Here is a 13342-nt window from a genome sequence, read left to right as displayed (position 1 = left end):
CTGCAATTCGTTGGCCAGTCCTGCCCATGATCTCGTGAAAACACTACCCGCGATCGAGTGAAATATGTGCCCGCCGTTATGCGAAACACGCAGCGCAAACCGAAAGCCACACCCAGAAGCCTCTGATTGATATAGCACGGTTGCGGCGTTCAACGGATGGGTACAAAAATTCTCTAAACATAACTGATTTTGTGATGGGTTTTTGTCCGTGGCCCGTCGTAATCAGGTGTGTTCTCCACCAGAATCTGACGGGATTTACTTTAGCGCTAAGTTGCGTATTTGCAGGGCGCGATCTGGCAAAAACATAGCAGACTTTTGATCTTCACTGAGAGCTGACGAGGTGGATACCTCCGAAGTTCTTAATGACAATTTCTACTGTTGCCAGGACAGTTTTTTGCGACAATCAACAGGCAACCGCCTCATAAGAGTTGAATCCTAGGCGATAAATTTAACTCGCTCATTTTGTTTTTTTACTTGCTTACTCCCAACCTCGTGACGCTACCGCGCATACTTTCCCTCATCCGAGCCATCGAAGTGAACTTAGGATTATAACTTTAGTTTATATAAATTCTTTCGCATTTATTTATAACGCTAAGGGTATATACAAATTTTGAACAAGTAACTTTATTGCATCATAAGTAAACTTATGATCACACTGATTCACGTAACTCCTATGGGATAGTCGCAGCGAGGCGATTTTAAAATAGGAGAATAAAATGAAAAGGCCAAGAATAACGTTCTTTCTATCCATGGCAGCCGCTCTGATATCCAACGTTGTAATTGCACAAGAGGGTCCAGTGGGTCCTCAGGGAATCCAAGGCGTACAGGGCCCTCAGGGAATTCAAGGCATTCAGGGTCCTCAAGGCCCAACCGGCGCAGAAGGACCGGTAGGCCCTAGGGGTACGACTGGTGCGCAAGGACCAGTAGGTCCACAAGGCGAAACCGGATCAGATGGACCGGTAGGCCCGCAGGGTATGCAAGGACCAGCAGGCCCACAGGGTGCAACCGGCGCAGAGGGCGCAGTAGGACCAATAGGCCCAAAAGGCGACACGGGTGAGCAGGGCGTTGCTGGCGGTATGTTGGAGAAAGAGTTTGAAGCAATCAGGGACGGCCTAAGCACAGTAACTGCCCTTGGTGGATTAAATCTGCGTGATGCAGAGCAAGGGCATTGGTCATGGTCTGCAGGAATTGGGGGCATATCACTGAATGAAGAGATATCAAATGCATTTTCAGCTGGTGTAATTTATGGCATTACTGACGGTGTGGGCGTTTTCACAAAAATCAGCCGCCCACTGCGGGGGGTAAGTGGGAGCGCCTATTTCATCGGCATTGAGGGCCGTTTTTAAAGTGTTCCTCTCAGTAGAGTAAAATCTTCTGGGAGACACCGTTTCTGATTATCGCAGTGCAGGTCGCGAAGAGCGCTTATAAAATCAAATTTTATTTTGGGCTATCACAGTCATACGCACTGTAGCTTGGTGGTTAATGATTGCGCTCAATGTCAAATCAAAAACGTATAGACGTAGTTTGGAACGATTTCGGATACTATACTGCTAAGGGTAACGACATCTTGCGCGTTTCCTACTTAGTTCATCCTGAACAACGATTTCAGGCGGCGATTTGAAGTTCCTGATCTGGGCTTTCACCGCGCATGAACCCTCGGAGCACTGTGATCAGCCAGACGAACTGCCACAAAATGCTCCTCAGATGGCGCAGGATCATGCGTATGTTGTGACTGCATCTGCACAAGACCGCAAATAGAGCGTCACCGGTGGTTCCTTTCAGCGGGCATCGGGTCAGGCGGCCATCTGTTTTCATGTGGCCTATCATCGGCTCGATGGCGCTGCGTCGTCGCAGCAGTTTCGCGATGGTTCTGGTGACGCCGCGACGGGCACCGCTGATGAAGACTTTGACGGTCTCGACGCCGTGGCCGCGATAACCGCGATCGACAAAGGCCATGGTGGGGCGTTGATCGGTCAGGATCTCCACCTGTTCCAGCGCCTCGTGCAACGTGTGGCCATCGTAGGGATTGCCTGGCAGCGCACGCATTCCAACGACGAAGCCGCCTTCAGTGGTGGTGGCGACGGTGACCTTGGTGCCGAACTCGTAGCGCTTGTGCGCCTTGCACTTGGAGATGCAATCCACGGCTGGTTCGTGCAGGCTGTAGAGCTTCCTGCGGTCCTTCGGCTTCTGCGCCAGCAGCCGGTTCACCAACGCCACCAGATCCTGCAACTGTGTCTTCAGCGGCCCCTCGGCCACCTTGTCCATCTGTCGTTCGATGTCGCGCAGCACGCGCCCGGTATAGCCCTTGAGCCGGCGCAGCGCCTTGCGCATCCGCTTGAATTGCCTGGCATGGGCATAGCGGCCAACCTGAACGAACAGCCGGGGGCCGAGGCGGTTGTAGTTTTGGCGCAAACTGATGCCCGCGTCACGCGCCAGCGCGACGAGCTTGCGCCGTGCTCTCTCGTAGAGCCGGGCATCCGTCGGATGCACGATGTTCTTTTCCATCACCGTGGTATCGACCGTGAAGATTACAGAGATCCGGCGATGGCGACCGCATAGGTCAAGCTCGCCGGGGTGTCGCCGCGAATGTGAGCAGGACGGAGGAACGTAAGGGCAAACGGTCATGAGACCAGGTTGGGATACCCATTATTCCGGACGATGTGCCATCGAGCACGGGTATCCGAACTGGACCCAACCCGCATATCTCCATATGGGCCCGCGGCGTCTGAAAGGCCGCAACTTTGAGGCCGGACACAAGACTGCACCTGATCACATGCCCTATCGTGCCAAAAAAAGTGCTTGCATTCATGGGGGCGTCCACAAACGTCCGGTGTCGGCGCAGTTTGGTGTTCATCGCATATCGCCGCGCAACCTGCGCAACCGAGACACCCGAAACCCGCGCCTGCGTACAGATCGAAAGCTTCCCCTCGTCCGACCAGACCCGCTTCTTCTGGCCCTTCATGCCCGCCATCGCTCACCTCAAGATGTCCACTACCGTTGGTGGACATCTAGCAGGCACTCCATCACGCCGTCAGAGCGCCGACACCGGACGCTTACGATGGTGTGATCCTTTCTCAGGAATGGAAGGAAGCATTGTGGGACAAGTTCGTCATAGGAGCGCCACGCCCACGCCCGCCGTTAGAACTGCAATACAGCGAACGCAAGCCTCGCTCGCTCAGTTGAGGAAGGAACTGGGCATCAACGCCTAGACTGTCGCGAAGTGGCGCAAGCGCCAAACAGTTGAAGACCTCAAGACCGGGCCGAAGGAGCCTCGCTGTACTGTGCTGACCGAAGCCGAGGAGGCGACAACCTTCGCATTCAAACGGCAAACCTTCTTGCCGATGGACGATTGTCTCTATGCGCTGCAACCGACGATCCCGCATCTGACGCGTTCAACCACGTCAACGTCGACCCCATAAGTATTAGTGTGACCAATTACCGAATTCCTTTTGTATCTGATGTCACGCCAGCGTACACTCGTGCGATGAATCCACACATTGCACCGGTGAGCTGCTACTGGCCTGCTTACACCGAGTTGGTGATCAGGCTAGAAAGATAAACTATCTAAAAGATACCACATCCTCATCGAACATATGTCACGCTCTGAGCTGGACTCATATGCGGAACACAGTTTGGCGTCTCAATATTCCCATAGGAAACGTTTCTATGAACATAGCCAAGAATACATTATTATCATTTGTGCCAAAAAGGGTATCGAAAGATCTATTGCTGATTAGTGTCAGTGACGTAAGACACTCCAAGATGGTCTATAAAACCTAAGTTACATACAATTTGGAGACTGCCGAAGATAAAGTGGAACCCAGGATGATATTGACTGCTTAAGAGATTAAAATATCTTGAAAACGCAAGGTTCAAACGGTATCTCTTGCGTGTGGTGTGCAATTATTGCTAGGAGATTTAAGTATGATCAACGATGCACATTACCAAAATCTAGCTGAGTAAACAACGTTATAGCTAGAGTAATTGAAAAATAACTAAGGATTGTTAGATGCGGACTAGGATATTCTGTGCACACGCCGGTGGCCAGGGAAAAACAACCGTTGCACAGATTGTATATGCGGCAGCACACGCAAAAGGCATAGATTTAAGACTAGCATCTGCTGACTTTATTGATGAATCGGGCTCATCTAAACTCGGTAGGCTGTTCCCAAACGCGGTTGAGGAATTAGGTACTGGGCCAAGTGTTTCGCTGGTAAAAGATGCAAACGATATGAATGCAAATATCCGGTATTGGGATGCGCTTGGGCCACTGTTTCTCAGGGGTGGCTATATCATCGACATGGGCGCAAACGTAATTGATCAAGTCTTACGCTGGGGTGAAATTCGGCAGGCACCTAAACTTCTCGCATCACGCTCAGCACCACCTGTTGATGTTTTCTTGATTTGTAAAGCTGAACAGCGCGCGGTTGACGATATGACTGATCTTGTACGTCGGTTTAGCGATCAAACCAGCCTACCTGTTGAAAATATCTATATCTGTTTGAACGAACAAGGTGGATCATTCGAAGGCCTCAATATACGTGCGAGGCTTGCGTCGGTCATTGGTGGAACAAATAGGACCAACGTAGTTTTCGTTGAAATTCCAATGTGTTCTTCGGAGCTATGGGTACCAATGGAGCAGAACTACAGCTCTGCCCAAAAGGTGCTGGCAATGGACGAAAATGATATACCGAAAGAACTAGGTGTAGATTTCTGGAGTGTCCTTTCAGGAATGCAAGAGTTAAAAGTATGGTTTGCTGAAATCCAGAGAAGACTTTATGCGTCATCCGTTATCTGACGTATTATAACTTCGAAGTTATGTATGATGCACTAAGCTTCAATTTAAGAATATTATATAATTCTAAGGAACGGTACGTAACTAGACCCTGATGACTAAGAAATTACAAAGTCGACGCCCTATATAATGAAAGAGTTTATCTAGCTTTTTACAGTCGAGAGTTTTACTGTTAAAGTTGCCGTACTTTTGCGGTCAATTATGGGCGCAGTTGGAATTAATTTACCTTTGACTTACATGGTAATGACATAATTAGTAATCACCCCAAGTGATGCAATTCAAATTAAGGTTAAAGCCTAAGATCACTGAAACAAGGTGCGTAAATTATTGTAAAAAGAGGGATTATCGAGCGTGTTGCGTTAGCCCACTCAACACCTTCATATAATTTACTTCTTTCAAGGAACATGATTACGTAGCTTTGCAAGAGAAAATTTATATGATCCCAATCAGGAACAATGATATCAGACTCTCCAAAAGAGTAATAAAGGTATCGTCCACGCAGTTAGTCGTTTACCAACGCTTCCGAGGTGAGTTGTTCAGGCAAACTCGTTCACTAAAGTATCAAGACACTGAATTAGTATCCGTATTAAGCAATGTTATTGTTGAGATGCAATCGGCAGAATCACTTGATATTGTCTTAGATCATTCTGTGTGTAAGCTAAGGTTACTTGAGAGAAAATTCGGGGCTGGTTGGACTATTTCTGAAAAACCTTCTTTAGTTGAAATTCATATAAACGGCCTCTTTGACGCAAACGAATTAATTTTATGTGTCGACAAAATACTAGTTGATAACATTACGCAAATATTAACTATCTATAAGATAAAATATGGAAGGTTATTTTACGCAATACCAACTGAAAACTTCAGATATTCCGTACACTCCCAGATCTACTATGAAAGAAGTACCTCTGATGTTGTAAAATATGTGGTCGTAAATTATTGCACCTCCCTGCCAAGATTTAGCGATGAGACGGATTATACCTCTGACACTCAGCCTATAAAGTCCACTCAAAAAGAGCAGAGCAAAGATTCCTTGTTATTTGGTAATTCTTATGACGCCATTGCAGCTGGCGATCAATCACTTGCTGAATCTGGCACAGAGTCTAAAGTCATTGTAAATACACCAGAATACCAACCGGTTTTATCAAAAGCTGAGTTAGATCAACGATTACAAAATAAATCGCTCTTAACGATTTGCATTCTTCTAGATGAAGGTATCAATACGGCCATCGCCGCCAGCGCTTATCTTGCCAGAAATGTACCGCAAGATTCTGTTGTCATAGAGATTGGTATTTGGAGAAAAAAACTCCAAAGCGCTATGCAAAGATTTACAAGGGTAATAGATGTCTTAGAGCTAAGTAGCTTGACAATGACTTCATCTGATATTCGCGATATAGAAATATTCCTTAAGTCCATTAAAAAAACATGTAATGATAAACAGCTGATCGTCGCGATAGGTGCAGACATGTTAAACGACGAATCAACTGAGAAAATTATTCCTTTATTTAATAGTCTTGGCAATTATTCCCTCCTCGTCATTGGTCAAAAAAATAATTTATTTGCTGATAACATGCGTAGGATATCACAATTTACGAATAATGCAGATCCTTGCAACATTTTAATATCTGATATAATTTCCGCCCAAGAACTTCAATTGCCTACATTCGATAACGTTAATATATACTCCTTCAATTTATCGCTGATAAATAAGCAACAAGTCATTCTAGCAGAAAAGAACAACACGCTTCCTCAAAAACTAAAAGAGCTATCGGCATTTATTTTCCGACCTTGCCCAAACGCAAGGAAACCAAAAGGCGAAAAGTTTATGAAGCATTCACGTGAAGATGTTGGCTTGGTGGGCGAAGGCTGACTGGCAGTCTGTGATGAAGTTCAAAAGAGCTAAGCTTATATTTATCGCATTCACTAAGTCCCTTCCTAAACATCCGCTACCAACACTTTGGTCGTCCCTCGTTGATAACGTCAGTCTGTGAGTTCAAGATTGGTGGTTGGGTCGGTCATATTGAGGAAGCACGCCGGGTGCCGCTTTTTTTTTAATCGTTTTAGCGCCCCGCGCCCTTCTAGCGGCTTCATGGTTAAAAACGATGAAGGAGGCCTGGCTTCATTGTGCTAATCGCGGATTACGCTGAAGGCGCTGGAAGATGAGAACGCGAAGCTGAAGAAGCTGCTGGCCGAGCAGATGCTCGACATGGCGGCGATGAAGGAACTGCTGTCAAAAAAGTGGTAGCGCCCGCCGTGAAGCGCGAGGCTGTCGCGCATCTGAAGGCCCTGTTCGGGTTGGCGGAGCGGCGGGCGTGCCAGATTGCCGGGGCGGACCGCAAGATGGTGCGCTACCAGTCACAACGTGCGCCGGATACGGCGCTGCGCGGTCGGTTGCGGGATCTGGCCAATGAACGGCGCAGGTTAGGCTACCGGCGGCTCTTCGTGCTGCTCAGGCGCGAAGGCGAGGCGTCAGGGATCAACCGCATCTACCGTCTCTACCGGGAAGAAGGCTTAACGGTGCGTAAACGCAAAGCGCGCCGGAAGGCCATCGGCACAAGGGCCCCGATCCTGATCGAAGCGCGGGCCAATGCGCGCTGGTCGCTGGATTTCGTGCATGACCAGTTCGCCTGCGGCCGGCGCTTCCGGGTGCTGAACGTGGTCGATGACGTCACGCGCGAGTGTCTCACGGCGATCCCGGACACGTCGATCTCCGGTCGCCGCGTGGCGCGGGAACTGACCACTCTAATCGAACGCCGCGGCAAGCCGGGGATGATCGTCAGCGACAACGGCACCGAACTGACCTCGAACGCGATCCTGAAGTGGTGCGCCGAGCACAAGGTCGAATGGCACTACATCGCGCCGGGCAAGCCGATGCAGAATGGATTTGTCGAGAGCTTCAACGGCCGGATGCGGGACGAATTTCTCAACGAGACGATGTTCCGCAACATCGCCCATGCCCGCGAGTTGATGGCGGCCTGGGTCACCGATTACAATACCAAAAGGCCCCATTCGGCCCTCGGCTACCAGACCCCCGCAGGCTTCGCCCTGCACCTGACCACCGCAATCGCCCGACCCGCTGCACGCGATGAAAGTTCCGCGCGCCGGGCGATTGCTCAACCTGCGCCGAAGGGCGTAAATCAGCTACCGGCTCCGGTCGCGGCTGGATGAAAGTTCAGTGGCAGGTCACGCCCGAGCTGATACCCAATCAGGATCGCACGCGATTGCGCGCCGCTCATAGTAGGTGGACTAGGCGATTTGCAGCATTTTGCACATCGGCTCGACCCCGAACTCACCGCAGTGTTCTTCAATGAATGCGTTCGAGCCGATTCTTGTGAAATGGGCGGTCGAGCTCCGCCTGGATAAAATACGCTGATGCTTTCTTCAGGAATTCATTTGACTGCCGAAGTACGTGCACCTCGCGCTCCAGCTCCTTGATCGGCGCTTTCTCAGCAGTGGTTTGACAGGGCCGTTCGCCGCAATCACGCTGAGCCTGCCGGAACCAAACGCGAAAACTGTCTGGCGAACAGCCCAATTTGCTTGCAATCGCCGTGAATAAATCAGCTTTGATACGATACTCATCACGGTGTTCCATCACCAACCGCACAACACGTCCGCGGAACTCAGATGAATACGGCTTCGAGGTCTTCGTGTTGTTGTGCCTCCGTTCCATAACAGGCAATTCTCCGAGAGTTTTGCCCTCCGGTAAACCAAAGGTGGTTTATACCTTCGTCTCCAACAACATCGCAACGTGCATACAAGTACAAAATTACGCTACAGAATTGGCTTGGGGGAGCCCCCTCAGGCCTGAGATGCTAGGGCATATCTGCGCCCTCGCCAATCTGGCGAAGGAAGATGCTGTGCCCCTCATTCAAAAGTCCTGAAGGCGTAGAAACTAGCCGCCTTATGTAGCAGGGCACTGGACACGGTGTAGAGAGGACTGCAAACCGGATGCCTATTGCCCCGACATGGCCACTATACCTTGGACGGCCGCGTTGACACCCGACGTGATCGTGCCAGTGTTCACCGCGCTCAAGGCTGTGGAGGATACATTCCCGACTGAGCCATTCACCGCCATCATAGTGTTCTGGATCGACCCGTTCACCGCAGATGCGGTACTCGCCACGTTAAACACTAGCGCACCGGCATCCGCGTGGCCACCGATCTGGGTTAACGCGGCCGAAACCGCGTTAGCTGTCGAAGTGCTGGCCACATCGACGGCAGAATTCACTCCAAGCATGATGTCGCCCGTGTTCACAGCGCCAAGCGCTGTCGTTGCCATTTCACCGAAGTTAATCGTTGGCACAGTGAACTCTGCTGCCGTCGCAACACCCGCAGCTGCCTCTGCCGTCGCTGCCGTCACGCCCGTGATTATGTTCGTGATCGAGCCGTCAATGGCAGCGAGGGGCCCGCCAACTTCCATTTCGGCAGTTGTAACGGAGAAACTTGCCTCGAACGTAGAAATTAGGTTATCCTCAAATTGATTTGTAACCGAGGCGATGGCATCGGTCGGGTTTGTGAATGTTGGGCCACTCCCCCCAACTTGATAGGTGTAGGTAAGCGTAGTGGGATTAATGATGGTCGCCACAAGCACGAGTTCACTAGAAAGGCCAGCTCCTGCAACGGCAAGTGCCAAGGTGTCATACCACGTTCCGCTTGGAGCCGGATCGGCATTCGCTGCTACCGGGTCCCCAAAATAATATCCTGCGCCAAGAATACCTAGCCCATCACGATCCTGAAAGGTAAACGTCACCGCGCTGTTGGCAATCGCTGCTGATGCTGCGGTGGCGTTGGCTTGTTCGGCGGCCAGGAGCGCATCATATTCGGTTGCGGTGTAGAACGTCCCACCTCGCTCATAAGTGGTCTGCGCCGGCGTTGCCACCTGCCCGATATTTTCTGCGATGTTGACGAAGGTTCCATTCACCTGTGCGAGGTTACTAGCACCATTAATCTGTCCAAGCACACGCTCAAGTACTGACTGTGCATAAGCGCTGGTTGCGCCCGACATGAGGCCAAGGGTCAGAAAAATAATATTGCGCATGCTTCGCTTCTCTTTGATTCTCAGAACTCGATAACAGAGCTTTGCCGTTGTGTGTAAAAAAAATCGTAGTGCTCTAATCGAGAAAAAGCACCCTTCCATGAGGAAGCATTTAATCCGCTGATGCTGGGCCTATCTCAGTTGATCCGATCCCCAACGTTGGACCGCCCGAAAGCAGAGTTTTCCGGCTTCCGATCAGGGTGACAGGCTGGTGGTGTCCCCCGATTTCGTCAGTGTGATCGGGACTGAGCCGCCCCGGGGTTTACCGGAGGACAAAATTCTCGGAGAATTGCCCATCGTGGAACAGACAAACAACAAGAAGACCTCGAAGCCGTATTCACCTGAGTTTCGCGAACGTGCGGTGCGGTAGGCGATGGAATACCGCGACGACTATCGTAGCGAAGCTGCCTTATTCACAGCGATCGCAAGCAAATTGGGCTGTTCGCCAGACAGTCTTCGCGTTTGGGTCCGGCAGGCCCAGCGTGATGGCGGCGAACGGCCAGGCCAAACCAGTGCCAGAAGGCACGCATAAAGGAGCTCGAGCGCGAGAATCGTGAGCTCCGGCAGGCCAATGAGATCCTGAAGTGTTGATTGTCACTGAGAACTGCCCCCCTGGTCGTTGGACTTCGTCTCGGACCAGCTGACCGATGGCCGCCGGTTCCGGATCGTGACCGTGGTCGATGACTAAACACGCGAATGCCTTGCCCTGATCGCGGATACTTCACTCTCAGGTGCAAGAGTGGTGCGGGAACTGGCAATCCTGTGAGATACCCCGGGCAAACCCGCAACGGTGGTCAACGAGTTGCCAATGGATGCGCCATTGGTTCGATCACCATTGACGACGGGACCGAGTTCACCTGGAACGCGATCCTGACCTTCGCCGATGACCGCAAGATAGACTGGCTGTACATCGCCCCCGGCAAGCCGACCCAGAATGCCTTCATCGAAAGTTTCAACGGTCGTTTGCGAGACGAACTCCTGAAGGAAACCCTGTTTCCGTCTTTGCGCTATGCCCGCGCCACGCTGGCTGCCTGGCGCACGGACGACAACACCGAACGCCCCCATTCGCGCCTCGGCTGCGTTAGTTCTTATACATGATCGAATAATAAGGCCGTCGAAATTCTTTAGTAGCTTCGGATGTATTACAATAAAAATCCCCTCGCTATTTCCAGCGAGGGGAGGTGCGCAATCGGGATTGCGAGGCGATGTTATAAGGCTAACATTGATCGTTGGTACGCCAAGTTATCTTAGATAATAATCGTATGTCTTTAGGGTCAAGAATCTTTGAAATCGGTTCCTAAGCGTGATTCACCGCCCGAAAACGAGGCGGTGATATGTCTGATCTTTTCTGGCTGACTGACGTGCAGATGGGTCGTCTGATGCCCTATTTCCCGAAGTCCCACAGCAAGCCAAGTATGGATGACTGACGCGTATGGAGCGGGATTATCTTCATAAATCGCAATGGGTTGTGGTGGCGTGATGCCCCTCGGGAGTATGGACCTCACAAGACACTCTACAATCGATGGAAGCGATGAAGTTAAAAGGGCGTCTTTGCCAGGATTATGACCGGTCTGGCCGCCAAGCATAGCGAGAAAAAGACCGTGATGATTGATGCAACCTATCTCAAGGCTCACCGGACAGCGACCAGCATGGGCGTAAAAAGGAGGGCCAATGACCAGCGGGGCCGACTGATAGGGCGCACCAAAGGTGTCATGAATACCAAGCTGCACGCCATCCGCGACAGCAAAGGCCGCCCGCTTGACCTCTTTGTCACCGCTGGTCAGGTCAGTGATTACATCGGTCCCGGGGCATTGCTCAAAGGCTTGCCACAGGTCGAATGGCTGCTCGGCGATCGTGGCTATGACGCTGACTGGTTCAGAGAAGGGTTAAAAGACCGGGGGATATATGCCTGCATGCCCGGTCGGAAACAGCGCAAGGTAAGCGTGAAATACGACAAGCGCCGCTACATAAGCCGCAACCGCATCGAGATCATGTTCGGCAGACTCAATCTCAATCGGCACCCAAGATTGGCTCTGACTCAGTTTTGGTGCAGTGTTTGGCGTCTATTATTCAAATAACTCCTACCAACCGAGCTTTGAGCAGGTCGATGTTCGCCCGGCCATACATTTGACGTTTCAGGGTCTTCAGACGGTTGATCTGTCCCTCGGTCGGCCCATTCGACTAGGGTTTGCGCATGGCTGCGGCGAATGCGGCCTGATCCCGCCGAAGCCCGCGGGTGAAAGCACCGCCCAAGCTCTTTTCGGCTTCATCCAACCATGTCTCCAATTCGTCTTCACGGCCATTGCGAACCATTTCTTTGAACCGTTCGATCAGCATGCGTGCTGTGGCGAGGAAGGGTAACGCGGCCTCTATCTTTGCAACTTGAATGGCGCCGGCCCTGCTTAGCTGATCGCGGCCTATGGTCAGGAGGCGCACAATCTTGCGCGCAGTTGGCGATTTTCTTTGTCCCGAAGGCACTATCTGTTCGGCACGGCGGTGGCGTGTCGCCCACTCCCCGACAACGCGACGGCTGCCCCTAAAGCCGTCGGCACGGAGCCGGCGCCAGAGTTCAGCCACGTTCTGGCAGTCATTGGACCACTCCCGCTCCAACCGCGGTAGCTAAGGTGTTCGACTGCTCTCGCGGATGCGGAAAACGTCCTCGCGTTCGCCGCAGATAATTTGTCGGACAAGACCACGCCTCAGCCCGGTCAGGCGCACGATGCGTTTGATAGGAATGTTGTCACCGGCCATCTGGCGAACCATGCGATTGCTGAATTGCCTGAAATCGGCACCGTCACTGGCGAAGAAGCTGCCAGACTCACCGGATTGGCCCCCGTCGCGCATGACAGCGGAACACTTCGCGGGAAACGAGCTATCGCTGATGGTCACTGCGCCGTGAGACACGTAATGTTTCAAGCCGGCCTCGTGGCATCGCATCACAATCCAACCATGAAAGCCTTCGCAGATCGGCTACGAACAGCAGGCAAACCGCATAAAGTTGTCATAACCGCAGTTGCGCGAAAGCTGATCACAATCGCCAATGCGTTGTGCAAGAGTCTTCAGATATGGGTGGCCCCGATGACCTGACAGATACTGTTGCTAAGTCTGTCATCGCAGATTTTACTGTTTGTTTGTGGCATTTTTTAGGATGCAATTTAAAGTAAAGATCATTAACCAGTTGTGAAAGCATTTTAGCAGCCCGGGGCCTAAGGTGACATTACTTTGAGATCGCGATTAAAAGTTTGATCGACGATCAACAGTATTTTATTTTTCGTTTAAGTAGTATCTTCACGCATTGATCCATTATAATACACCATTAGCAAGATTAGATATATTTTGGCAACCTGCCTAAGGAAACCACGGCTGTTTTCCGGGCAACATTGAAACGGTAAAACTGGCAATTGTATTAAAAGATAAATTTTTCTACCTTTATCCTAGGTCATGTTGACAAAAGACGCAGCCAGAGGCGGATCGAAACGATATCGATGAAGCCCAGAAAGCTTTCTGCTGTT

7 protein-coding genes, 6 pseudogenes and 1 other annotated feature are annotated in these 13342 nt (G+C 51.0%); of the genes and pseudogenes, 9 read left to right on the top strand and 4 right to left on the bottom strand.

The window, feature by feature from the left end; translation table 11 throughout:
* The first annotated feature begins 1076 nt into the window (after nucleotides 1–1076).
* A complete protein-coding gene (locus VOY09_RS17620; RefSeq protein WP_322896253.1) occupies nucleotides 1077–1346 on the top strand; it encodes a hypothetical protein in 270 nt (89 codons plus the stop codon).
* Nucleotides 1347–1605: 259 nt separating this feature from the next.
* Here the strand turns inward: VOY09_RS17620 and VOY09_RS17615 are convergent.
* Nucleotides 1606–2520 (bottom strand): annotated as a pseudogene (locus tag VOY09_RS17615) (IS5 family transposase); the annotation flags it as partial.
* A gap of 575 nt (nucleotides 2521–3095) precedes the next feature.
* Between VOY09_RS17615 and VOY09_RS17610 the strand changes: the two are divergent.
* The 4 genes and pseudogenes from VOY09_RS17610 to VOY09_RS17595 form a co-directional block, all read left to right on the top strand.
* Nucleotides 3096–3398 (top strand): annotated as a pseudogene (locus VOY09_RS17610) (IS481 family transposase); the annotation flags it as partial.
* 611 nt (nucleotides 3399–4009) lie between these two features.
* Nucleotides 4010–4798 carry a hypothetical protein gene (locus VOY09_RS17605; protein ID WP_322896255.1) on the top strand — a complete coding sequence of 263 codons (789 nt, stop codon included), beginning with the start codon at nucleotides 4010–4012 and terminating at the stop codon, nucleotides 4796–4798.
* 433 nt (nucleotides 4799–5231) lie between these two features.
* On the top strand, nucleotides 5232–6665 hold the full coding sequence (locus tag VOY09_RS17600) for a hypothetical protein (protein ID WP_322896257.1): 1434 nt from the start codon (nucleotides 5232–5234) through the stop codon (nucleotides 6663–6665).
* Nucleotides 6666–6938: 273 nt separating this feature from the next.
* Nucleotides 6939–7963 (top strand): annotated as a pseudogene (locus VOY09_RS17595) (IS3 family transposase); the annotation flags it as partial.
* Between the two features lie 78 nt (nucleotides 7964–8041).
* Nucleotides 8042–8166, bottom strand: a sequence feature (AL1L pseudoknot).
* Here VOY09_RS17595 and VOY09_RS17590 read toward each other — a convergent pair.
* Nucleotides 8100–8465, bottom strand: coding sequence for a transposase (locus VOY09_RS17590; RefSeq protein WP_322896258.1), 366 nt, complete (start codon nucleotides 8463–8465; stop codon nucleotides 8100–8102). It overlaps the preceding feature by 67 nt.
* A gap of 282 nt (nucleotides 8466–8747) precedes the next feature.
* Nucleotides 8748–9833, bottom strand: coding sequence for a hypothetical protein (locus tag VOY09_RS17585; protein WP_322896259.1), 1086 nt, complete (start codon nucleotides 9831–9833; stop codon nucleotides 8748–8750).
* A gap of 370 nt (nucleotides 9834–10203) precedes the next feature.
* Here VOY09_RS17585 and VOY09_RS17580 point away from each other — a divergent pair.
* The 3 pseudogenes from VOY09_RS17580 to VOY09_RS17570 all read left to right on the top strand — a co-directional run.
* Nucleotides 10204–10415, top strand: a pseudogene (locus VOY09_RS17580) (transposase); the annotation flags it as partial.
* Nucleotides 10416–10443: 28 nt separating this feature from the next.
* Nucleotides 10444–10907: pseudogene (locus VOY09_RS17575) on the top strand (integrase core domain-containing protein); the annotation flags it as partial.
* A gap of 257 nt (nucleotides 10908–11164) precedes the next feature.
* Nucleotides 11165–11908: pseudogene (locus VOY09_RS17570) on the top strand (IS5 family transposase).
* Between the two features lie 103 nt (nucleotides 11909–12011).
* Here VOY09_RS17570 and VOY09_RS17565 read toward each other — a convergent pair.
* Complete coding sequence (locus VOY09_RS17565) at nucleotides 12012–12407, bottom strand: hypothetical protein (protein ID WP_322896262.1); 396 nt, start codon at nucleotides 12405–12407, stop codon at nucleotides 12012–12014.
* A gap of 102 nt (nucleotides 12408–12509) precedes the next feature.
* Here VOY09_RS17565 and VOY09_RS17560 point away from each other — a divergent pair, with 102 nt between their 5' ends.
* Nucleotides 12510–12917 carry a transposase gene (locus VOY09_RS17560; RefSeq protein WP_322896264.1) on the top strand — a complete coding sequence of 136 codons (408 nt, stop codon included), beginning with the start codon at nucleotides 12510–12512 and terminating at the stop codon, nucleotides 12915–12917.
* Nucleotides 12918–13342: the final 425 nt, after the last annotated feature.

This window comes from Yoonia sp. 67-2 (assembly GCF_035117555.1).
In the GTDB taxonomy this organism is placed as follows: domain Bacteria; phylum Pseudomonadota; class Alphaproteobacteria; order Rhodobacterales; family Rhodobacteraceae; genus Yoonia.
Note: the sequence above shows the minus strand (reverse complement) of the source record. Positions and strands in the feature narration are given on the sequence as shown.